The organism is Ruegeria sp. CDSC085 (assembly GCF_059610465.1).
The window spans coordinates 1-22,516 of the sequence record NZ_JBXWNR010000002.1 but is presented as its reverse complement, the minus strand read 5'-3'; the positions used below and the strand labels follow the sequence as shown (position 1 = coordinate 22,516).

Sequence of the window (22,516 nt, the reverse complement as noted above, 5' to 3'; positions counted from 1 at the left end):
AGCATGGTGGCTCACGCCATCGTCTAGGAATTCCATCTGGATGGCGGGTGTCCCATGTGTGCGGGATGCCTGCCACCACAACAAACTAGGACCGTGTGTTTCTTCTTTTTGTTGTTGTGATCTGGCGGGGCTTGGTCCCGTCAAATCATTTTATCGCGTCCCTGCATTGGGGCGTGATCAATTGAAAACACACTTTGCACACAGCCTTACAAGCTAACGAGACCAAGGGGTCCGAGCAGAATGCAGGAGTTCAAGCATGAACCAGAATAACAGCCCGCCGACTGTGAAAATACAGGCAGACCAGATCAAGCAGGATGACAGGTTCAATGTCCGTTTCGTCCTACTAAACCACGACAATGTGGATGAACTCGCCCGCGCGTGGACAGCGTGGAAGAGAGACCCCAAGACCCACAGCCCACCTCCCCCGATCAAAGTCTGGCATGATGGCATGGACTACATCGTGGTGGACGGACACCACCGTCTGGCCGCCTTCAGGAGAACCTTCAAGCCGAGCCGTAAGGGGTCCAGATGCACCGCTGAGATAGAATGCGAAGTGATCACTGGGGGACTGACTGAGGCCCTGATCGCGACCGTCAGGGATAACAAGCAAAAACAAGCCGGACTGTCCAAGACAGAGCGTACCAATGCGGCTTGGAAGTTGGTGAGATTGACCGACCTATCCAAGAACCAGATTGCCACCGAGACAGGTGTCGGGACGACCACAGTAGCGCGGATGCGTAAGGTCTTCCTAAGACACACTTCAGGGGAACTCACGGAGACACCTAAATCGACATGGAAGCTGCAAATGGAGTTCATCCAGCAAGTCGACATGACGCTTGAAGAGATCAACGCTGAGCTTGATGGCCCACCTGCTAGAGGAACCGGAAGGGTCCTTGAAGGTGAGGCCAGAAGTAAGTTCATTGCGAGGGCCTCTAGCCAACTTCGCAGCAACCTAAGGCGTGAATGCTGGTATGATGATGAGCTTCTAGCGGAGGTCATTCAGGCCACTGTAGGTGAGAACCGAATGCACAAGGTCATGGATTGGCTTGGGGCAACCGATGACGAACAACCTAGCGCCTTGATAGGCGATGGTGATGAAGATTTCTGAACCCCAAGAATAGCCCCAATAGAAGCCGCCTGAGGTGTACCTTCAGGGGTGCCAAGGGGGATTTTAGCTGTCCCCAAATGGTACAGGTAAAGGGCCTTTCAGAAAACCTGATCTCAATAAAAACAACCACTTGGCGAAGGTGAAGGGGCCGTAGGGTGTACCATTGGTATATGGTCCGAAAGTCTCGCCCTTTTCACTCGTCGACACAGAGAAGAACGACAAAAGGAATGAACAAGATGACACTTGAGAAGCAGATGCAGGTGCAGGCGGCATGGCTGCTCGTGCTGAGTAAGAAGCCGAACTCACGCCACCAAATAGCGCGGACGGCAGGCGTATCACCGAGCGCAGTGCGAAGGATGGTTAAGGCCAAGATGTCGATGATTGCTGAGGGTGTAATGCCTTCCGGTGATTGGATGATTGATCGGGACACAGCCCAAGAAATTTTGGAGAAAGACCATGGAACACTCATCCTGTAATCGCGTGGCTGATAAACGACTGCGTCGCATTGGCTATGAGAAACGGAGAGCGTTTACGAAACGCCTCAGATCGACCGCTCGTATCCGCCTAGGACACGAAAGGATTGACCGACAACTCGCCCCTTGGGCTGACCGACCGGACCACTGGGCAAGCATGAGAGTGCGCCCTGAAGTGGTGGCTACGGTCAACACCGTGCGGGAACGCATGACGAAACAGATGGAACGTGAAGTCTCCCAAAGTGAAGCGCTTTCCTTCTTGGTCGAGCTTGGCCTGATCGCCATGACCGACCGCAAATGAACACACACACACAACGAACTTAAAGGACAACCAAATCATGACTTGGTACACAGCAAATGGCGAAACACAGGCAGACACCTCGTCGAACCTGAGTGAAGGCAACAATGCATTGGATATCTCAGCCGGACCGGGTGCGCTGGACGGAGAACACAACGCATTCAACAACGTAGAACGGACTTCTGGCGGACTGGGTTCCGTGCTGGACGCTGGCGGTGGCGCTATCCACTCTCGCCCATTGCAAGGGACCGACACTATCGCTGACCCTAATGGCTCGGGTATGCGGACGGACCTGAACACTGCGGTGGGCCTCGGATGGGTCCACCGTAAGACCGATGGGTCTTTTACTGATGCGGCGGGTTTCGCAGTTTCAACGAACCCACAAGCAGCACCCCAAGGACAACCTTCAGAGGCCCTGAAAGGTACTCAGGAAGGCGTAATTGAGGGTACGGCCTCAGGTGCGTCTGCGGGTGGTTTCGTCACTGATGAGGCGACTGAGCAAGCCTTTGACGCTATCTCTGCAGCGGCACCGGGGACGCAAGCTCAGATCGTGGATGGACTGATCAACTTGGGTGAAGTGCCTGACTATATCACCGAGAGGGCAGCGTCCGAAATGGGCGTCGAGCCAAGTGCCGTGCAGGAGCATATCGAGACCATGGCCTATGGTATGCAGGAGGTGGCACTGGACCACATCGGGGACCGCGTAGGCAGTATTGACGCTGACGCCCTAGAGGCATTCATCGGCACTGCTGAGGGTTCTGAACTGGCGCAACAAGCAGCCCGTGAATTGATGACATCAAACGACACCACAGCGCTGAATGAACTGGCAGATCGCTTTGCTGAACGGATGGACGTCTTTGCGCAGGAAGATGTGCTGGATGCGTGTAGTGCAGCGGGCATTGAGACCACACCTGACGGTAGAGGGGGCCTCCTGTTGAACCTGCCTGAGATTGGCAAGGTCCCCTTTCAGGTTGCAGTAAGGCAGGACCTGATCTCTCTGAGCGGGGTCGACTTTGACTAAACGACGCAGGCACCCATACGCGAACCGCAGGGTGGTTGATGTGGGCGGTGGCAGTGTCACCGTCCAGACTACCTACACCTTCCCTGAGGATGACCTGAGGCGCGTTCAGCGCGTCTACGGCAGCCCAGACCAAGCAGATGACAAGGGACAACATGGAAGAACTGGCAGAGACACTGAGGGGCACACCTGATGCGGGCCGTAAGGTGCCCTTCGAGTGGGTTACTATCAGCACCTTCGGGGGCACCCCTGTGGGCAGAGCGCAGAGGTTTCACAAACAACCGATCAAGAATGAGCTAAGGAACTGGTCCCGATGGTGGAAAGTCTGGGACCAGATCGACAAGACAGACCCCGTGGTCTACGACCCTATGGTCCGGTGGGGTTCGTTCACACTATCAAAGGCTTCTGAGACCAACTTAAGCCTAGCTTCAGGCCCACCGTAAGTCTCACCTACACCTGCCACAGCATGACCCAGTGCGAACTTTTGAACGACTGGGTCAACACCCGCAAGCCTGAGCCTGTCCTTCATGGCGTGGCGTGTAGAGTGAACAGTCAGCCTGCTATCGGGGGTGATGGTCCTTAGGTGTTTGATCAATATCTGAGACGCACTGTCAGCCCCTCTTGGACGCCCATAAGCAGGGAATAGAGGGTCATCACTAGCAGCACCCTTGCGGCCCTCTACGGCCTTCTGCATGGCCCTCAGAGCGCGGCCTTTTAGAGGCACCCCACGGATTGATACTTTGGTCTTAATGGACCGGATGGAGTTGGGCCTGATGGCGATGTGAGGGATGACCTCATCAAGATGGACATCGTCCATAGTGAGACCAGTTATCTCAGCAAGCCTGCAACCAGTGTCGATGAGTATGTCCCAGATCAGATGTAGATCAGGTGACCGAGCGTGGTCCCTAAGCCTGACACTCATTGCCTCCATCTGGTCCATGCTCAGAGGCAACCTTTTATCCGCCTCAAGGGTTTCACCTTGGTGAACCTCAAGACCTTGGAAAGGGTTGCTTGCTTGGTTGGTCAGATCGAACTCACGAATACCGACGTTGACCATGGCAGATACAATCCGCAATTCCCTCTTCACCGATGAGGGGGACAGTAGCTTACCTGATGTGGTGGTCATCTTGAGCATCTCGTCGCGAAGGTGGCGGGCCTGTTCCCTCTTCAACGCGACCAGCTTCATTTGATCAAGCGGACCCAGTACATCCTCAATACGTCTACAGGTTCGATCTAGCTGTTGCTGGGCAGACCTCTTCCCCCTCACCTTCTCGGTCTCATAGAGAGCCTTAGCGTCGGCTAGTGTTAGCGCTGGTGGTTTAGCCTCAGGGTCACGGATGGCTTTGAGCAGCATGGGGTCAGACCCTAGCTTGTGCATCTCATCTGCTAGGACGTCCCTGAGGTCTTCATCAGGCAGTTCATCGACAAGCCTCTCAGCTTCTGTGAGGGCACGATACCATCTCTCTCTAGGTGGCACTTCTTCCGACCCTGTGGCCTGCCTTCTGGCGGCCCTGACGGTATCCTCAAATTCCTTCAGTAAGGCGGCATGTTCACGGAGCAGAGCAGGCCCCTCTTCCTTCACTGCGAACCGAGCCTGAAAAAACTCTCTTCCGGTGACCTGCGCAACGTCCTTGGGGAACCTGCGCTTGAACCTGAAGCCTTCCTTGAGTTTGTCGAGATATTTGATCTTCATCACGATAGCCATGTGGTACTTTCACTCCTGCAAAAGTGGTACAGAAGCGGCTGTTTTTCCCAATAAACCTTAGAAATATAGCGATGGTGGCGCACCTGAGAGGATTCGAACCTCTGGCCTCTGCCTTCGGAGGGCAGCGCTCTATCCAGCTGAGCTACAGGTGCCTTGGCCGTTAGCTAACCTTGTTCCAATCCGGGTGCAACTGAAAATCGTGATTGTTGCACCCTCTTTGAAACCAAAATCAGGCGAAGAGATCATGCGCCAATTCAAGCGCTTCGATCAGCGTATCGACCTCATCCGTCGTGTTATACAGACCGAAGCTGGCACGACAGGTCGCCGTGACGCCCAGATGATCCATAAGCGGGCCTGCGCAGTGATGACCGGCGCGGACGGCAACACCTTTTTTGTCCAGAATGGTGGATACATCATGCGCATGGCCGGCCCCATCCAGCGTAAAGCTGAAGATGGCTGCCTTGTCTGGCCGCGTGCCCTGAACCTGAAGCCAGTTAAGACCGTTCAGGCGCTGCATGGCATAGTCCCGCAGGCCGGATTCATGGGCAGCAATGTTGTCCATTCCCAAAACCATCATGTACTCCAGCGCAACACCCAGGCCGATGGTTTGGACAATGCCGGGTGTTCCGGCCTCGAACTTCATAGGCGGATCGTTGTAGATCACCTGATCCTTGCTGACCTCTTTAATCATGTCACCGCCACCGACAAAGGGGCGCATCTCGGCCATGCGTTCGGACTTGATGTAGATCGCACCCGACCCCGACGGGCCATACAGCTTGTGGCCGGTAATGGCGTAAAAGTCGCAACCGATGTCCTGAACGTTCACCGGCATATGCACCGCGCCCTGACTGCCATCAACCAGAACCGGAACGCCCTTGGCATGCGCACCTTCGGTGATGGCTTTGACATCCACGACAGTTCCCAGCACATTGGAACATTGCGTCACGGCCACAAGTTTGGTTTTCGGGCCGATTGCATCGATCACCGCCTGGGGATCCAGTCCTCCGTCGGCGTCGACATCCACCCACTTCAGAACGACGCCCTGCCGCTCGCGCAGAAAATGCCAGGGCACGATGTTGGCGTGATGCTCCATGACGCTCAGAACGATCTCATCCCCGGCTTCCAGGCGCGGCATGGCCCAGCCATATGCAACAAGATTGATCCCTTCGGTCGTTCCTGAATTCAAAACAATCTCATCCTCGTTCGATACCCCAAGGAACCGGGCGATGATGCCGCGGACGGATTCGTACTTCTCGGTTGCCAGATTCGACAGGAAATGCAGTCCGCGGTGAACGTTCGAGTATTCCTCGGCATAGGCCCGTGTCACCGCATCGATGACAATTTGAGGCTTTTGCGCCGAGGCCCCATTGTCCAGATAGGTCAGCGGCTTGCCGTTCACTTCACGCGCCAGGATTGGAAAGTCTGCACGGATTTTTTCTACGTCATACATGGTTTTCTTTTCCCTATAATACCGGGGCGTTGGGCATCAATGCGAGTACAAAGGGCACGGCAACCACGCCGGCCAACAAGATGACTCCAAATGCTTTCCAGAGCGATCCGAATTTATGGGCTTCATTCAGGAAATGGAGCGTGACGTAAAGGCTCAGAACAAACGTTGCGAGAGAAAACATCAGCATCAAGAACGGAAGGACCATCGCCAAAACAAGAGTGATGAGCATCGCAACGATCTGAAGGTATTGCAGCCAGACAATCAGTGTCATGATGCCATTAAACGTCGCGACGCCGCCAAGTAAGCGCCCTGCAAACAAAAACGCCAGAATGCTGACAAGCAACAAGGCAGCCGAACGTATCAGGTAAAGACCGACTGACTCTGATACTGGCGCCAGTTCCCCCTCCTGGAGCGGCAGAAACTGAAGCCTCCCAACCTGCACTAGGCAACTCAGAACAACCGCCAGGAAAAACGCCAACCAAAGAACCTCGCGCCCGAGGCGGATATCCAACAACTGCCGGGCGACCACGGCCGGATTGATCACAGTTTGAACGGCAAGGTTAACAACGTTCATTCTGCTTGCCTTTGCGCTTGTCTGAAACCTGCCAGCCAGAACCAGAAAAACACCCCGAGCCAGATCAAACCGACCAGAGTCAATGCCGGCCCCGGTCCGATGAACCCGGCGACCAGACCATTCAACAGAACCAGAGGGGTTGATGACAGCAGTGCCCAGAACAACGCAAGACGGGCTCCGTAAGCTGTTCCGCGCCCTCCGACCAAACGGGCGGCTCCAAAAGATGCAAAAGCCAGCGCGTAGAAGAACAGCGGCAGGATGATGACAGTGCCCAGCAAGGCCCCGCCCATCAGCATATTTAGCTCAAGCCCTTCCAAGTGCGCTTTTCGGGCAAGGCTGGGCAATTGCGCGACAAAGGCCACCACGCAAAAGGCCATGACAAACACCAGCGCCCTGTCTTCCCGCTGACCCATTTCAAGAAGCCGACGCACCACGCGCCCCGGCCCCCGGTATGTGGCCAGTATGTCTGACGAAACGGCCATCAACTACGACGCGCCAGCCACCCTTCCAGACGGCTTACGATCTCTTCCGCCAGAGCGCTGTCTTCGATCTCATCCACCGCTTCGGCCAGGAAAGCCAATGTCAGCATGTTGGTCGCGTCTTTGGTCGGAACACCACGGGACCGCAGATAGAACAGCGCGGTTTCGTCGATCGCACCCGAGGTCGAACCGTGCGAACACGCCACATCATCGGCGTAGATCTCAAGTTCAGGCTTGGCGAGGAACTGGCTGTCACCGTCCAGAAGCAGCGATTGGCTGATCTGATAACCGTCAGTCTTCTGGGCACCTTCCTTCACAAGGATCTTGCCCTGAAACACACCGGTCGCCCCGTTGCGCAGCACTTTCTTGAAAACCTGGCGGCTTTCGCAATTCACCGCGTCATGGGTGATGAAAACCGTGTCATCATGGTGGAAGTCGCCATCACCAACGCATGCCCCAGCGACATGCGCAATGGCGTCATCGCCGGTCAGCTCGACAATCTGCTCATTGCGGGTCAGCACGCCATTCACAGTCAGTGTGAAGGACTTGTAGACCGACTCCGTGCCCAGTCGGGTAAATAAATGGGTCGCAGCGCGACGCTCATGATCCCTGCCCTGCGCGCGCACATGGTGCAGCGTGCCCTTGTCAGCAATGTCGATCTCCATGCATTTGTTGAAGCGTGACGCCGCCGGGCCGGTTTCCAGAATGGTCGCCTCGGCGTCGCTTTCCACGCGAACGATATGGTGCAGGATCGCATCAGAGGTCGGCGACGCATGACGATAGATCAGGTTGATCGGTTTGGACGGTTTGCCAGTAACGTGAATCGCCACGCCATCTGATGCAAAGGCCGTATTCAGTGCCGCCAAGGGGCGCTGGACCGGGGACTGACCGCGCGTTTCAAGTACGCCATACAGGTCTTTCGCCCAATGAATGTCCTTGCAGCAGATGTCCTCAAGTCGATCAATGGTCACGCCTTCCAGCGATAGGTCGTCCGACTCTTCGGCGCTGAATTCACCGTCCACAAAGACGATGTTCAGCCGGTCGAGTTCGCTGAACATCAACGGCTCGTCATCAGCAAACACCGCAGCCGGGGTTGCGTCTGGTGAGACCAGCGTATCCGGTTGAGTGTACTTCCAGTATTCGTCACGCCGCCCAGGCAGACCGGTTTCCAGAACACGGGCCAGCGCGTCTTCGCGCGCGGCGCGGGTACATCCCGCGTCAGGCATGGTCAGAGCAGACAGCCGTGCCTCGGTTGCGGATTGTTTGACTTCGGGCAAGGCCATCAGTTCACCTCGGCAAGAATGTCGGCATAACCGTTGTTTTCAACCTCAAGCGCCAGATCAGGGCCACCGGTTTTGACAATGCGGCCATCGGCCATGATGTGAACAACGTCAGGTTTGATGTGATCCAGCAGGCGCTGATAATGCGTAATGACCAGGAACCCACGACTTTCATCGCGCAACGCATTCACGCCTTCAGCGACGAGTTTCATCGCGTCCACATCCAGACCCGAGTCGGTTTCGTCCATGATGCACATCTTGGGTTCCAGCATTGCCATCTGCAGGATTTCATTGCGCTTTTTCTCACCACCCGAGAAACCAACATTGACCGGACGCTTGAGCATATCCGCGTCGATCTTCAGCGTCTTGGCTTTGGCACGCACTTCCTTGAGGAAATCCGCAGCGGACAGTTCGTCCTCACCGCGCGCCTTGCGTTGCGCATTCACAGCGGTGCGCAGGAACGTCATGTTTCCCACGCCCGGAATTTCGACCGGGTACTGGAACGCAAGGAAAACGCCGGCCGCAGCACGTTCTTCCGGTTCCATCTCCAGTAGGTCATTACCGACCAGCGTGGCAGAACCCTCGGTCACTTCGTACCCGTCGCGACCCGACAACACGTAGCTGAGTGTTGACTTGCCTGACCCGTTCGGCCCCATGATTGCGTGTACCTTGCCGGCCTCAACCGTCAGGTCCACACCCTTTAAGATCTGCTTGTCTTCTTCTTCAAGCTTTACGTGCAGATTCTTGATTTCCAGCATTTTTTATCCTTTTGCGTATCGCAAGGGGCACTCTGGCCCCGAAACCTTCTTATCCCAGAAACTTGCGGATCAACCTCGCGGCGATCCAGCCCAGGATCGCCCCTCCGCCAACCGCCCAAACCGGGTTGATGAATTCCATGTGGTTGATGTTGACGTAAGCCATGCCAAGCAGACCGCCAAGAACCGGCAATGCGTACCCCAGCCAGGTCAGCACGTCTTCTTTCCGGATGCCGTTTCGTGACGCCCGCGTCATCAGCCGACCGACCCTTCCAGCGAGATTGCCACAAGTTGCTGCGCTTCCATGGCGAACTCCATCGGCAGTGCTTGCAAAACGTCTTTGCAGAAGCCGTTGACCACCAAGGCCACGGCCTCTTCTTCGTCCATGCCGCGCTGACGACAGTAGAACAGCTGATCGTCATCCACCTTGGATGTCGTCGCCTCATGCTCAACCCGCGATGAGTTATTCTTGACCTCGATATACGGAACCGTATGTGCCCCGCATTTGTCGCCAATTAGCAAGCTGTCGCATTGGGTATAGTTCCGGCTGTCCTTGGCTTTCGGATGCATCGAAACCAGACCGCGATACGTGTTCTGTGCCTTGCCCGCGCTGATGCCCTTGGACACGATGCGCGACTTGGTGTTCTTGCCCAGATGAACCATCTTGGTGCCGGTATCTGCCTGCTGGTAATTGTTGGCAATTGCGATCGAGTAAAACTCTCCTTGGCTTTCTTCGCCCCGCAGAATGCACGACGGGTATTTCCATGTCACGGCCGAACCCGTTTCGACCTGCGTCCACATCACCTTGGATCGATCGCCACGGCAGTCGGCACGTTTGGTCACGAAGTTGTAGATGCCGCCCTTGCCGTTCTCATCCCCGGGGAACCAGTTCTGAACGGTCGAGTATTTTACCTCGGCGTCTTCTTCCAGAATGATTTCAACCACGGCTGCATGCAACTGAGCGGTGTCGCGCTGAGGTGCGGTACAGCCTTCCAGATAAGAGACGTAAGAGCCTTTGTCAGCGATGATCAGCGTGCGTTCGAACTGGCCTGTGTTTTCCGCGTTGATACGGAAATATGTGCTCAGCTCCATCGGACAACGAACACCTGGCGGGATGTATACGAATGACCCATCCGAAAACACGGCCGAGTTCAGTGTCGCATAAAAATTGTCCGACACCGGAACTACAGTGCCCAGATACTTCTTGACCAGTTCAGGATGTTCCTTGATCGCTTCTGAAATCGAACAGAAGATCACGCCGGCCTTTTTCAGTTCGGCCTGAAAGGTCGTGCCAACCGAAACGGAATCAAACACCGCGTCGACAGCAACCTTGCGGCCCTCAGCCGGGGCGTCTTCAGCACCTTCGACACCGGCCAAAATCATCTGTTCTTTCAGCGGGATACCCAGCTTTTCGTATGTGGCCAACAGCTTGGGGTCGACCTCATCCAAGGATTTTGGCTTCTCTTCCATCGATTTCGGACGGGCATAGTAATACTGGTTCTGAAAATCGATTTTGGGATAGGTGACCATGGCCCAGTTTGGTTCTTCCATCTTGGTCCAGCGTTCAAACGCGGCCAGACGCCATTCGGTCATCCATTCCGGTTCTTCATTCTTTTCCGAGATCAGACGGACGATGTCCGGGTTCACACCTTTCGGCGCGTACTCCATCTCAATGTCAGTGTCCCAGCCGTATTTGTAGGTTCCGGCCTCGCGCACCGCATCAACGGTTTCCTGATCGACACCTTCTTTAACCTGGGTCTGGTCCAAAGCGGCCATGACTTACCCTCCGTCAGATCACGCAGCTCGCGCGCGATGCTTTTTCTCTTTCTCAAGCCACGTCTCGGCGAAACGCAGCACATCTTCTTCCGTTGTCCGAGGTCCCAGCGACACGCGGATTGCGCTGCTGGCTGTCTCCTCGTCAAAACCCATTGCGGTAAGCACCGCGCTGGCACGAACCTTGCCACTGGAACAGGCAGAGCCCGCACTGACGGCAAAACCCGACAGGTCCATCTGCATGACCTGGGTTTCACCCTTCCAACCGGGCGCAGCAAAACACAGGGTGTTCGGCAGGCGTCGCCGCCCTTTCCCGACAAAAATAGGTGATTTTACAGCGGCCTCAAGAGCGTTTTCTAGAATATTTCTAAATTCTTCGACCTGCTCCCAAACGCCATCGGCCAGATCCCGTGCTGCAGCTTCAGCTGCCGCGCCGAACCCCACAATACCAATGACATTTTCGGTCCCAGACCTGCGGCCCATTTCCTGGCCGCCCCCCTTGATCTGCGCCGCCAGATCTGTTCCTCGCTTCATCACAACGGCACCGACACCTTTTGGGCCGCCCAGCTTATGGGCGGAAACCAAGGCCATCTGCGCACTCATCCAGTTGAACGCGAGGGGCAGCTTGCCAAAAGCCTGTGTGGCGTCTGTCACGGCCAGACCGGACGGCAGTGTTTGAACAATCCCTGTCTCTGAGTTTGCCAGTTGCAATGTCGACATTTCAGGTGCGGCCACCTGCACGTCTCCGAACTCAGAAACCGAAAGATCCTCTTTGATCCAAGCTCTTACCGCGTCATGCTCAATCGCTGCACCGTGCAATTGGCGCCTCGACAATGTCAGCGCCGCACCTTCGGTTGAACCAGATGTAAAAACAATATCCGCTCCATCCGCCCCAAAGGCCGATGCAACCTGAGCCCGAGCACGTTCGATCAGAGCTTTGGCGGCACGACCTTCCGCATGAACCGACGAGGGGTTGCCACAGACATCCATGGCCGCAATCATCGCGTCCCTCGCTTCTGGACGCAGCGGCGTTGTTGCGTTGTGATCCAGATAAACACGTTTCATAGATACATCTTTTTGCCGGCAGACTTCATTTCTTACCTCGCCTGTTCAGTTCATTCATCTACAACAGAAAACAGGTTCGGAACGGCCGGGCACGGGGCGAGGTCGTTCTTGATCACATCCGACAAGCGGGTTTGATGCAGGAACACATAGACATGTGCGCTGAGACTTTCCCAAAGCCGATTGGTCAACGATTGCGCGCGACTGCCGGATGAAGCTCCGGACGCTCCTGCCCCTTTTTGCAGGGCATCAACGGTTTCGTCTACGGCCGCCAGTATCTCGACAACGCGAATTTCAGACGCAGGGCGAGCCAGTCGGTACCCGCCACCGGGTCCGCGAACGGAAGACACCAAGTCCGCCCGACGCAGTTTGACAAAGAGCTGCTCGAGATACGGTAACGAGATGTCCTGCCTCTCGGAGATTTCCCCAAGCGTCACCAAGCTTTCTGTCGGATGAAGCGCTATATCCGCCAGAGCGACCATTGCGTAACGCCCCTTGGTCGACAGCTTCATTCCATGTCTCCTCTCAGCAGGATTTGCGCGAAATCATTGACGCCGACGCTGCCAGTGCGTATCTCCGACTGGCAGCGTAAAAAAGCGCCATGCAATGTAATTAGAACCGTTCTAAGGTGCCCGACGATTATCGTCAAGTATGTCCGGGCATCTGTACGAAAAAGACAGGACCAAAGCACACATGCCCGAGGTGATTTTTCCCGGACCCGAAGGCCGCCTGGAAGGCCGCTACCACCCGCAAAAGGAAAAAGACGCACCGATCGCCATCGTGCTTCACCCGCATCCTCAATTCGGCGGGACCATGAACAACAAGGTGGTCTATAATCTGCACTACGCCTTTTACAACATGGGCTTCACCGTGTTGCGCTTTAACTTTCGCGGTGTCGGTCGCAGTCAGGGCGAATATGATCAGGGCGTGGGTGAGCTGAGCGATGCAGCCTCGGCGCTGGATTACCTGCAATCGATGAACAACAATTCGAAGCACTGCTGGGTTGCAGGTTTCTCGTTCGGTGCGTGGATCGGTATGCAACTGCTGATGCGCCGCCCTGAAATCACGGGATTCATCAGTGTATCGCCCCCTGCAAACATGTACGATTTTTCATTCCTTGCCCCCTGCCCGTCTTCCGGCCTGATCATCAATGGCACGGCTGACAGGGTGGCGCCTCCGGCTGACACAACCTCGCTGGTGAACAAGCTGCACGAGCAAAAGGGAATCACCATCACCCACACCGAGGTAGAGGGGGCCGATCACTTTTTTCAGGATCGACACATGGACACGATGATCACCGAGGTCAGTGACTATGTGAAACGGCGCCTGACCGAGAACACCCGCTAATGTCCGACACCATCACATCTCTTGCGGCCAAACTGGCCGAAGACACGATGAAGGTTATGGATGAGACAGGCGAAGACAGATTTTTTGTCGAAGTTGGTGAAGTGCTCGGGGCAGCATCTCAGTCTCTGGAAGAAGCGTTTCTGACGGAAATTCGTGTTCGATTGGCTGAACGGAAGGCTAGGCAGTTTGTGATCAAACGCCTGTCTGCGCATCGCGCCAAACTGAAGGCCATCGAAAAACAATGACCGACCGTTTGTCGGTGCAAATCGCATTTCTGAAACGGGCTGACGAACTGAAAATGGTCGAGCGGGCAAATGTCCTGCTTGACCAGTCGAGACCCGAGAATTCTGCGGAGCACAGCTGGCATCTGGCCTTGTGGGCCCTGGTCATGGCCCCGTTGGCAGGGTCGGATGTCTCAATTGATCGGGTCATCCGTATGCTTTTGCTACATGATCTGGTTGAGATCGTTGTTGGCGACCACCCAATTCATCTTGAAACCGATTGGGCTTCGGTTGCCAAGGCTGAGCAAGCCGCAGCTTTGGAGTTGTTTGGGCTTTTGCCAAAGGATCAGGCTGATGCGCTCCACGCTTTCTGGCGTGAATTTGAGGAGGATCAGTCCCCCGACGCCCAGTTTGCCAAGATACTGGACCGGTGTCAGCCACTGTTTCAGGTTCTGTGTGCCCCTAACCCCAATCCGGACCACGTGGACATAGCGCGTTCAAATCTCGAAGGCGGCCGTGCAGCCTATCTGGCACAGGTTTTTCCGTTGGCCTACGAGCATGCCATCAACCTGCTGGCCGGCACAGATACGCGCGCCAATGCGTTTACGACCCGGTTGCCTTTTCTGACTGAAGCCGATCAGCTAAAATCCGTTCTCCGCGCCTCGCGGCTGATGGCGGGTGATCGTTTTGAAAACTCGGCGGAACACTCGTGGCACATCATGCTCTACGCCTGGGTCCTGTCTGAAAGCGCGCCTCAGAAGATCAGTGTTGATCGGGTGATTCAGATGCTGTTGCTGCACGATATCGTCGAAATCGACGCCGGCGATAACCCGATCCACGGGCAGGTCGATCACGCGGCGCAAGCTGCCAAGGAACAAGCGGCGGCCAAGCGGTTGTTTGGTCTGTTGCCTGACACTCAATGCAAGGGCTTCACCACGCTGTGGCAAGAGTTTGAAGCTGCAGACAGCCCAGACGCCAAGTTCGCCAAAGCCGTCGACCGTTTTCAGACACCTATCGCCAATCTGGAAACCGGTGGCGGGTCATGGGTCGATTACAAGGTAACATATGCTCAGCTTGAGGCGCGAGTTCAGCCTGCAATTGCAGCGGGGTCTCCTCGGCTTTGGGATTGGCTGCAACCGCAACTGGCTGCGTATTTCCAAAGCGGCGAGGCTCTTCATCACTAGACAACAAAGGAAAAAAGGAGCCGGAAGGCTCCTTTTTCCCTGCTTAGTTCTGCGCGGCGCTAAAAAACACTACTACCATCAAACTGTTGAACCATGTTGGCTGCTTCAACTTCGACGGACCCCCCGTCAGCAAGCCACCCAATCACCACAATCAGACCCGAAGCAAATATGACGGATTTCGAAAATGTCGTCATCACTCAATACTCATTAACAAAAGATAAAATATGTTGAGAACATTACACTAATTCGATTTTCAGAACAGTAAGGTATACCTGACCTCGGCTGGCGTTCTACCTGGTTGAGATGGAAATTTACCTTGCTCAGACCTTCAATTTCATGCTCAACGCGATGTGTCTTCCCCATTTGAGGATTCAAATGCCCCAAGCGTATCTGTATCTGATGCTAGCCGTTATTGCGGAAACCATTGGCACCACCGCGTTGCAGGCCAGTCAACAATTCACGCGGTTTTGGCCGTCCGTCCTTGTGGTCGTGGGGTACGGAGTCGCTTTCTACTTCATGGCGTTGACGCTGAAATTCATGCCTGTTGGCATTGTCTACGCGATCTGGTCAGGTCTGGGAATTTTTCTGATCGCCGTGATCGGTTTCATCGTTTTCGGTCAAAAACTGGATTGGCCGGCGGTACTTGGCCTTACCATGATATTGGCGGGAATCCTGATCATTCACCTCTTTTCCAAGACTGCTGGTCACTGATCCACGGTTAGGGCTGGTATATTTTGTCGCGCCGCGCTATGCGCGCGGCAACTTCCCGTTCAAAGGCTGACCTCTCATGGACCTGCGCAATATCGCAATCATCGCTCACGTTGACCACGGCAAGACGACCCTGGTGGATGAGCTGCTCAAACAATCCGGCGCGTTCCGGGAAAACCAGTCCGTGGCGGAACGCGCCATGGACAGCAACGATCTGGAACGCGAACGTGGTATCACCATTCTGGCCAAGGCAACGTCGGTCGAGTGGAAAGACACCCGCATCAACATTGTCGACACACCCGGCCACGCCGATTTCGGCGGTGAAGTGGAACGCATTCTCAGCATGGTCGACGGAGTTGTCCTACTGGTTGACGCCGCAGAAGGCCCGATGCCGCAGACCAAGTTCGTGACCTCCAAGGCCCTGGCGCTGGGTCTGCGCCCAATCGTGGTTCTGAACAAGGTCGACAAACCGGACGCGGAACCTGACCGCGCACTGGACGAATGCTTTGACCTGTTCGCAAACCTCGGTGCCGATGACGACCAGTTGGACTTTCCGGCGATGTACGCCTCGGGCCGTTCGGGCTGGGCAGACATGGAGCTGGACGGCCCCCGCAAGGACCTGAGCGCCCTGTTTGACCTGATCGTCGATCACGTCCCTGCCCCCAAGCAGGTCGAGCACAAGGACGAGCCGTTCCGGATGCTGGCCACAACTTTGGGCAGCGATCCGTTCATCGGCCGCATTCTAACAGGTCGTGTGGAAAGCGGCACTCTTAAGGCAGGCGACAACCTCAAGGCGCTCAGCCGCGATGGAACGGTGATCGAAAACTTCCGCGCTTCGAAAATACTTGCATTCCGCGGACTGGCACAGCAGCCCATCGACGTGGCAGAAGCCGGTGACATCGTCACCATCGCAGGCATGAGCAAAGCCACAGTGGCAGATTCCCTTGTTGCTCCGCAGGTCGAAGAAGCCCTGCCTGCACAACCCATCGACCCGCCGACGATTACCGTTACTTTTGGGATCAACGATTCTCCGTTGGCCGGTCGGGATGGCAAGAAGGTTCAGTCACGCGTTATCCGTGATCGCCTGATGAAAGAAGCCGAATCGAATGTCGCGATCCGCATCACCGACACGCCCGGCGGCGAGGCATTCGAGGTCGCAGGCCGAGGCGAATTGCAGATGGGTGTTCTGATCGAGAACATGCGCCGTGAGGGTTTCGAACTCAGCATCTCGCGTCCGCAGGTTTTGTTCCGCGAAGAAAACGGGCAACGTCTGGAACCCATTGAGGAAGTCACCATCGACGTGGATGATGAATACTCCGGCTCGGTGATCGAAAAGATCACCGGCGCACGCAAAGGTGAGTTAGTCGAAATGCGCCCCGCAGGTGCTGGCAAGACCCGCATCATTGCCCACGTACCGTCCCGCGGCCTGATCGGCTATCACGGCGAGTTCCTGACCGACACGCGCGGTACGGGCGTATTGAACCGCGTGTTCCACGACTGGGCTCCGCACAAAGGTCAGATCCCGGGGCGTCGGGCGGGCGTTCTGATCTCGATGGAAAAAGGTCAGGCCGTCGCTTATGCCCTCTGGAACCTCGAGGAGCGTGGTCGGATGTTTGTCGGCCCCCAAACGGATGTCTATCAAGGCATGGTGATAGGTGAGCATTCTCGCGACAATGATCTGGAAGTGAACCCGCTGAAAGGCAAGAAACTGACCAACGTGCGCGCCAGCGGCTCGGACGATGCGGTTCGCCTGACGCCTCATATCCAGTTCTCACTGGAAGAGGCGATTGCGTATATTGACGACGATGAACTGGTCGAGGTCACACCCAACGCTGTACGCCTGCGTAAGCGCTTTCTCGATCCTCACGAACGGAAGCGGATGGCCAAGTCGGCCTGATCATTCGGGCAACCCGCCGTCGTAATCAGAAACAATTGCCTCAGTGTGGCATTTTTGCGTCCAAACGGACAAAAGATGAAAAATGGGCAACCGGGCAATACGCCCGGTTTTCTTTTGAAAAGAATACTATTTCTGCTTTAAGTTGCATTAAGGTTTTGCCACTCACCCATTCCACATATTGTGATTGAGACCCATTTAAGGTGAAAATATGCCAGTTGTGTGACGTGGTTCATAAACACCGGCGCATCGGTGGTTCATATGAACACGTAGTTGAATATCGAGTTTCGAGGAGTTTCAAATGGGAGTCCAATCAAGCAGTATCCCGCTTTTTTTTGTAGCCACTACTTTTTTATTTTCGCCCACTGGCGAAGCATTCGCAGCCGGGACGTGTACGATTCAAACGGCCAGACAATCCGCTGCGTCCGCGCAGGTTCTATGTGAGTGCGACGCTGTAACATCGGGTATGATCCGATACATTCAGCGCCGGCACGATTTCGATCAAATTCTTGCGCGTGTCGGAGCTGAATGTACGCCACTTGCAGACTTGCTTTCTGATTTTCCGACAGCATCGATCGGCGCAAGTGATCAGCGGTCCGGTGATGGTCCGTCTGATGAGACTGCCGACAGCAGCCCGGCTTTCGGTGGTGGCGGCGGTTCAGGCGGTGGAGCTGGCACCACTGGCGCTGGAGGCGGTGGCACTGGCGGTGAAGGTGGCGGCACTGGTGGTGAAAACGAAGGCGGTGGCGAAGGCGGCGGCGGCGAAGGCGAAGGCGGCGGCGAAGGCGAAGGCGGCGGCGAAGGTGAAGGCGGCGGCGAAGGTGAAGGCGGCGGCGAAGGCGAAGGCGGCGGCGAAGGTGAAGGCGGCGGCGAAGGTGAAGGCGGCGGCGAAACGTTCTAGTGTGGAAGCAAAAATACCGGTGCAAGATTCGATTGCACCGGTATTCACTTTCTCAAAAAAGGTTTTCAGTTTTCCTCAGCTATGCCCGTAAACACCAACCCAACTTCCGGGCCGGTTCGGGTCTTGCATACGAAGAAACAGGTACCGCGTCGCTGTCCAGGGTTTGATACGGTTTGTGAGGTTGTCCAAAACCAAATCACCGTTTGAAGAGCGGTACACCAGCACCGCATGAGGCACCCGGCGCGTGTCCAGAACAGTAGCGATCAAGAGTTTGCTTGGATCGACCCCCGCATGGATCAAGTCTCTTTTCTTCAACAGCGCGAAGTCCTCACAATCACCGCCCCTGGCGGTGGGCAGCGCCCATCGCTCGGTCGTTTTGTACTGAGATTGATCGGTGACTTCGCGGGTCGACCTGTTCACACGCCGGTTAATTTGTTCGACAACCTGCAGTTCTTGCTGACTGGACAAGGATACGGATCGCTTTCCTGCGCAGGCCCAATTGTATTGAGCGCACAAGTTGGCGGCTCCGGACGGAGGTGGTGAAGACGCGACACTTGGGATAAACCCGTTCCCGGACGCATGCGCGACCGAGGTCATGGCAAAGGTGCAGATGCCTAAAACACAGATGCTGACGACCCGCACCGAAACCGGCAAAAGTCTGGAACCAATCCGTTTGGCCAGATTTGTAAAGTGTTTCATGCCTGTACCCCAATCCGGTGTTTTTCGCACGATCGCACGTCAAACAGGGTCGCATTCCGATTCATGAAACTATCTGCGAACAACCCTGCCCAAGCAATCACCTAAAAAGTTGAAGGGGAAAAAGGGCGAAATTTCGTCCGCTAATCTGACCTTTTCGCGCAAGAAATTGGATGGCGCGGCCACAATTCGGGCGCGAAGCTCTAAAATCTGCGGCACCAAAATCACGTAAGTGCCTGCAATAATGTAAAATTAATCTCAGCCCATGTTTGCGGGCTGAGTTTCCTTGATCGATTGTGACATAAGCAGATGATTGCCTATTCGTTGCCAGACTCTACGGCAAACGATGTTTCAAGTCGTGAAACCTGGCGATCACTCTGTGATTTCAACCACAACCAATTCACGTTCACTTGCCTCGCGTGCGTGACTCAGTGCCTGCTGATAATCATCCGAATTGTAACACTCGACCGCTGCTTCAAGCGATGGGAACCGGGCGACGACATTACGTGGTCGCTCCTTGCCTTCCAACTGAACATAACGCGCGGCACGGGCGATGAAGGCTCCCCCGTGCTTGGCAATGGCTGGTCCTGCCAATTCAGCGTATTTTCCGTACGCCTCGGCATCAGTCACCGTTACATGCGCAATCCAAAGTGCCGCCATCTTATCCTCCCAAAACCTGTTCTGCGGCCTTGATCGCCGCATCCGCATTCGACGCGTCCTTGCCGCCGCCCTGAGCCATATCCGGACGACCGCCACCGCCTTTGCCGCCCAATTCCACCACGGCGGCCTTGACCAGGTCGACCGCCGAAATGGTCCCTGTCAGGTCTTCGGTAACGCCGGCCGCAACCGCAGCCTTGCCGCCTGTATCCGCGATAAGCAGCACCGCACCTGACCCAAGTCGAGCCTTGTGTTCGTCGATCAATGCCGGAAGATCTTTCCCGGATACACCGCTGAGGGCCTGTGCCATGAACTTCACTCCGTTCACATCACGTGCCTCGGCGCCACCACCCTTCCCGGCCCCGCCGGACATCGCAAGATCACGACGCAACTGAGCCACTTCATTCTGCAGTGACTTGCGTTCCTCCAACAGGCTCTTCACGCGTGCCACAACATCGTCCGGCTGCGCCTTCAGTTCCAACGCCACCTTTGCAAGACGTTGATCCTGCGCCGAAAGGTACCGAAAAGCTTCATCCCCGGTTAGCGCTTCGATGCGACGCACGCCGGCACTGCTTGCACTGTCCCCCATCACGACAAACGTGCCAATGTCACCCGTCTGGCGCACATGGGTACCGCCACACAGTTCAATCGACCATGTCTCGCCATCATGGCCCTTGCCCGTAGACGCCTTGCCCATCGAAACAACACGAACCTCGTCACCGTATTTTTCACCGAACAATGCCTGCGCGCCCAGTTTGCGCGCATCATCTGGTGTCATGACCCGTGTCTCGACAGCCGAGTTCTGGCGGATGAAGTCGTTCACCTCACGTTCGACTTTCTGGATTTCCTCAAGACTCAGCGCTTTGGAATGGCTGAAGTCGAACCGCAAACGATCGGCCGCATTCAGCGAGCCGCGCTGCGCCACGTGGTCGCCCAGCGTTTCCCGTAGTGCTTCATGCAGCAGGTGCGTGGCCGAGTGGTTGGCCCGGATTGCAGTGCGGCGCGCATGATCGACTTCCAGCTCGACAGCATCACCTTTTGACACAGCACCGCTGATGACCGTCACCTTGTGCGCATAGACCTTCCCATCGGCGAATTTCCTGGTGTCCTCCACCCGGCTGAGGTGATCGCGATCTTCAAGGCGCCGCAACTCGCCAGTGTCACCGACCTGGCCACCTGCCTCGCCGTAGAATGGGGTCTGGTTCACCACGACCCAGCCGCTGTCACCCGCATCGATCTTTTCAACCAAAGCGCCGTCAACAACCAAAGCAGCAACCTGAGCTTCAGCCTTCTCGGTGTCATAGCCAAGGAAGTCGGTCGCCCCGGCGGTATCCAGAACATCGAACCAGACTGCCTGATCAGCAGCTTCACCCGACCCCGCCCAGGCAGCTCGTGCCTTGGCCTTCTGTTTCGCCATCGCCGCGTCAAAACCGTCTGTATCAACCGTCCGGCCCTTCTCACGCAGCGCATCCTGCGTCAGGTCCAGCGGGAAGCCATAAGTGTCGTACAGCTTAAAGGCCGCTTCACCGGATAATGGCGCACTCTCGGAAAGGCCAGATACTTCGTCGTCAAGCAGCTTCAGCCCCCGATCCAGCGTCTGCTTGAAGCGGGTTTCTTCAAGCAACAAAGTCTCTTCAATCAATGGCTGTGCCTGGGTCAACTCTGAATAGTGCCCACCCATTTGTTGTACGAGTGACGGTACGAGTCGGTGCATGACCGGATCCTTGGCACCCAACAGGTGAGCATGGCGCATGGCACGACGCATGATGCGACGCAGAACATAACCGCGGCCGTCATTGCTCGGCATCACGCCATCCGCAATCAGGAACGAGGTCGAACGCAAGTGGTCCGCAATCACACGGTGGTGCACGTTCTGATCCCCGTAAGGATCCACGCCAGTCTCATCGGCCGACGCTTCAATCAGTGCCTTGAACAGATCGGTGTCATAATTGTCATGGCTGCCCTGCAACAACGCACCGATGCGCTCGAGCCCCATGCCCGTATCGATCGATTGCATGTCGAGTTCGACCATCGAGCCGTCTTCAAACTGCTCGTTCTGCATGAAAACGACGTTCCAGATTTCAATGAAACGATCGCCATCCTCTTCGGCCGATCCCGGAGGGCCACCCCAGATGTGGTCGCCATGATCGTAGAAGATTTCGGTACACGGGCCGCAGGGGCCGGTCGGACCCATCTGCCAGAAATTGTCACTGGTGGCGATGCGGATGATCCGGTCTTCGGGAACACCGACCTTTTTCCAAATTTCAAACGCCTCGTCATCAGTATGATAAACCGTAGCAAGCAGGCGGTTCTTGTCGATTCCGAATTCCTTGGTGATCAGTTCCCACGCGAACGGGATCGCTTCGTGTTTGAAGTAATCACCGAACGAAAAGTTCCCCAACATCTCGAAGAATGTATGGTGGCGCGCAGTGTAGCCCACATTGTCGAGGTCGTTATGCTTGCCGCCAGCACGCACACATTTCTGCGCCGTGGTGGCGCGCTTGTAGTCACGTGTTTCCAGGCCGGTGAACAGGTTCTTGAACTGCACCATGCCCGAATTGACGAACATAAGCGTAGGGTCGTTGCGCGGCACCAGCGGGCTGGACGCCACGACCTCATGCCCCTGTTTTTCAAAGTAGTTCAGAAAGGTCGATCGGATGTCGTTCAGGGTTGGCATAGGGCTCTCTCGGCGCACGTAAATCTTGGTCTCCGCAGGTTTATCCCCCCGTCAGAGGAGTGTCCACAGCAGAGGTGTGCCCGAACGAAACATGGCGGCCCGACGGCAAACCACTATAGGTAAATATTGACGAGCTTTCGACCAGCAGCTAGGCCGCTGGTCGTTTTCGTTAGAAATATGAGCTTGTGACGTGCTGGAACCCAAGAAGGCTTCGCAAAAATCTGCGAACAAAATGAGAACTCGGCTTCCTCGCCTA

Annotated in this window: 23 protein-coding genes and 1 tRNA gene; 10 read left to right on the top strand and 14 right to left on the bottom strand. The window is 55.8% G+C overall.

Annotated features, from left to right (window positions below; translation table 11 throughout):
• The first annotated feature begins 256 nt into the window (after positions 1-256).
• The 4 genes from AC2FJB_RS03535 (at position 257) to AC2FJB_RS03520 (ending at position 2,900) form a co-directional block, all read left to right on the top strand.
• A complete protein-coding gene (locus AC2FJB_RS03535) occupies positions 257-1,108 on the top strand; it encodes a hypothetical protein (protein ID WP_496717579.1) in 852 nt (283 codons plus the stop codon).
• Positions 1,109-1,335: 227 nt separating this feature from the next.
• Positions 1,336-1,584, top strand: coding sequence for a hypothetical protein (locus tag AC2FJB_RS03530; RefSeq protein ID WP_496717580.1), 249 nt, complete (start codon positions 1,336-1,338; stop codon positions 1,582-1,584).
• 154 nt (positions 1,585-1,738) lie between these two features.
• Positions 1,739-1,882 (top strand): hypothetical protein, encoded by a 144-nt coding sequence (locus tag AC2FJB_RS03525; protein WP_171328371.1) that lies wholly within the window; start codon positions 1,739-1,741, stop codon positions 1,880-1,882.
• 37 nt (positions 1,883-1,919) lie between these two features.
• Positions 1,920-2,900, top strand: a complete 981-nt coding sequence (locus AC2FJB_RS03520; protein ID WP_496717581.1) for a hypothetical protein — start codon at positions 1,920-1,922, stop codon at positions 2,898-2,900.
• A gap of 355 nt (positions 2,901-3,255) precedes the next feature.
• On the opposite strand, the gene AC2FJB_RS03515 is transcribed toward AC2FJB_RS03520, so the two are convergent.
• From AC2FJB_RS03515 to iscR, 11 genes are all read right to left on the bottom strand, one after another.
• Entirely contained in the window at positions 3,256-4,602 is a 1,347-nt protein-coding gene (locus AC2FJB_RS03515; RefSeq protein WP_496717582.1) for a site-specific integrase, read from the bottom strand.
• Positions 4,603-4,677: 75 nt separating this feature from the next.
• Positions 4,678-4,754: transfer RNA gene (locus AC2FJB_RS03510), tRNA-Arg, on the bottom strand.
• A 77-nt stretch (positions 4,755-4,831) separates the two neighbouring features.
• Positions 4,832-6,052: a cysteine desulfurase gene (locus tag AC2FJB_RS03505; RefSeq protein WP_496717583.1), complete on the bottom strand. Its 1,221-nt coding sequence runs from the start codon at positions 6,050-6,052 to the stop codon at positions 4,832-4,834.
• A gap of 13 nt (positions 6,053-6,065) precedes the next feature.
• The gene (locus tag AC2FJB_RS03500; RefSeq protein WP_496717584.1) at positions 6,066-6,596 is read right to left on the bottom strand and encodes a Yip1 family protein; all 531 of its coding nucleotides are present in this window, start codon (positions 6,594-6,596) and stop codon (positions 6,066-6,068) included.
• 26 nt (positions 6,597-6,622) lie between these two features.
• Positions 6,623-7,108: a YIP1 family protein gene (locus AC2FJB_RS03495; protein WP_496717585.1), complete on the bottom strand. Its 486-nt coding sequence runs from the start codon at positions 7,106-7,108 to the stop codon at positions 6,623-6,625.
• Positions 7,108-8,388 carry a SufB/SufD family protein gene (locus AC2FJB_RS03490; RefSeq protein WP_117868928.1) on the bottom strand — a complete coding sequence of 427 codons (1,281 nt, stop codon included), beginning with the start codon at positions 8,386-8,388 and terminating at the stop codon, positions 7,108-7,110. Before AC2FJB_RS03490 ends, AC2FJB_RS03495 begins: the two co-directional genes overlap by 1 nt.
• Complete coding sequence (sufC, locus tag AC2FJB_RS03485) at positions 8,388-9,143, bottom strand: Fe-S cluster assembly ATPase SufC (protein ID WP_496717586.1); 756 nt, start codon at positions 9,141-9,143, stop codon at positions 8,388-8,390. The genes AC2FJB_RS03490 and sufC overlap by 1 nt, the downstream gene beginning before the upstream one ends.
• A 49-nt stretch (positions 9,144-9,192) precedes the next feature.
• Positions 9,193-9,396: a hypothetical protein gene (locus tag AC2FJB_RS03480; RefSeq protein ID WP_117868926.1), complete on the bottom strand. Its 204-nt coding sequence runs from the start codon at positions 9,394-9,396 to the stop codon at positions 9,193-9,195.
• Entirely contained in the window at positions 9,396-10,916 is a 1,521-nt protein-coding gene (gene sufB, locus AC2FJB_RS03475; protein WP_117868925.1) for a Fe-S cluster assembly protein SufB, read from the bottom strand. Before sufB ends, AC2FJB_RS03480 begins: the two co-directional genes overlap by 1 nt.
• 18 nt (positions 10,917-10,934) lie before the next feature.
• Positions 10,935-11,978 carry a cysteine desulfurase family protein gene (locus AC2FJB_RS03470; protein WP_496717588.1) on the bottom strand — a complete coding sequence of 348 codons (1,044 nt, stop codon included), beginning with the start codon at positions 11,976-11,978 and terminating at the stop codon, positions 10,935-10,937.
• A gap of 50 nt (positions 11,979-12,028) precedes the next feature.
• On the bottom strand, positions 12,029-12,487 hold the full coding sequence (iscR, locus tag AC2FJB_RS03465) for a Fe-S cluster assembly transcriptional regulator IscR (RefSeq protein ID WP_496717589.1): 459 nt from the start codon (positions 12,485-12,487) through the stop codon (positions 12,029-12,031).
• 181 nt (positions 12,488-12,668) lie between these two features.
• Here iscR and AC2FJB_RS03460 point away from each other — a divergent pair, with 181 nt between their 5' ends.
• From AC2FJB_RS03460 to AC2FJB_RS03435, 6 genes are all read left to right on the top strand, one after another.
• On the top strand, positions 12,669-13,322 hold the full coding sequence (locus tag AC2FJB_RS03460; protein WP_117872752.1) for an alpha/beta hydrolase: 654 nt from the start codon (positions 12,669-12,671) through the stop codon (positions 13,320-13,322).
• Positions 13,322-13,567 carry a hypothetical protein gene (locus AC2FJB_RS03455; protein WP_117868922.1) on the top strand — a complete coding sequence of 82 codons (246 nt, stop codon included), beginning with the start codon at positions 13,322-13,324 and terminating at the stop codon, positions 13,565-13,567. The genes AC2FJB_RS03460 and AC2FJB_RS03455 overlap by 1 nt, the downstream gene beginning before the upstream one ends.
• Positions 13,564-14,727, top strand: coding sequence for an HD domain-containing protein (locus tag AC2FJB_RS03450; protein WP_496717590.1), 1,164 nt, complete (start codon positions 13,564-13,566; stop codon positions 14,725-14,727). The genes AC2FJB_RS03455 and AC2FJB_RS03450 overlap by 4 nt, the downstream gene beginning before the upstream one ends.
• A gap of 375 nt (positions 14,728-15,102) precedes the next feature.
• Entirely contained in the window at positions 15,103-15,438 is a 336-nt protein-coding gene (locus AC2FJB_RS03445; RefSeq protein WP_117868920.1) for a DMT family transporter, read from the top strand.
• Positions 15,439-15,514: 76 nt separating this feature from the next.
• On the top strand, positions 15,515-17,332 hold the full coding sequence (gene typA / locus AC2FJB_RS03440) for a translational GTPase TypA (protein ID WP_117868919.1): 1,818 nt from the start codon (positions 15,515-15,517) through the stop codon (positions 17,330-17,332).
• A 463-nt stretch (positions 17,333-17,795) separates the two neighbouring features.
• Complete coding sequence (locus AC2FJB_RS03435; protein WP_496717591.1) at positions 17,796-18,230, top strand: hypothetical protein; 435 nt, start codon at positions 17,796-17,798, stop codon at positions 18,228-18,230.
• A gap of 75 nt (positions 18,231-18,305) precedes the next feature.
• Here the strand turns inward: AC2FJB_RS03435 and AC2FJB_RS03430 are convergent, their stop codons facing one another.
• From AC2FJB_RS03430 to alaS, 3 genes are all read right to left on the bottom strand, one after another.
• A complete protein-coding gene (locus tag AC2FJB_RS03430; protein ID WP_496717592.1) occupies positions 18,306-18,929 on the bottom strand; it encodes a transglutaminase-like cysteine peptidase in 624 nt (207 codons plus the stop codon).
• 369 nt (positions 18,930-19,298) lie between these two features.
• Positions 19,299-19,586, bottom strand: coding sequence for a DUF1330 domain-containing protein (locus AC2FJB_RS03425; protein WP_117868918.1), 288 nt, complete (start codon positions 19,584-19,586; stop codon positions 19,299-19,301).
• A gap of 1 nt (position 19,587) precedes the next feature.
• Positions 19,588-22,260 (bottom strand): alanine--tRNA ligase, encoded by a 2,673-nt coding sequence (gene alaS, locus AC2FJB_RS03420; protein WP_496717594.1) that lies wholly within the window; start codon positions 22,258-22,260, stop codon positions 19,588-19,590.
• Positions 22,261-22,516 lie beyond the last annotated feature (256 nt).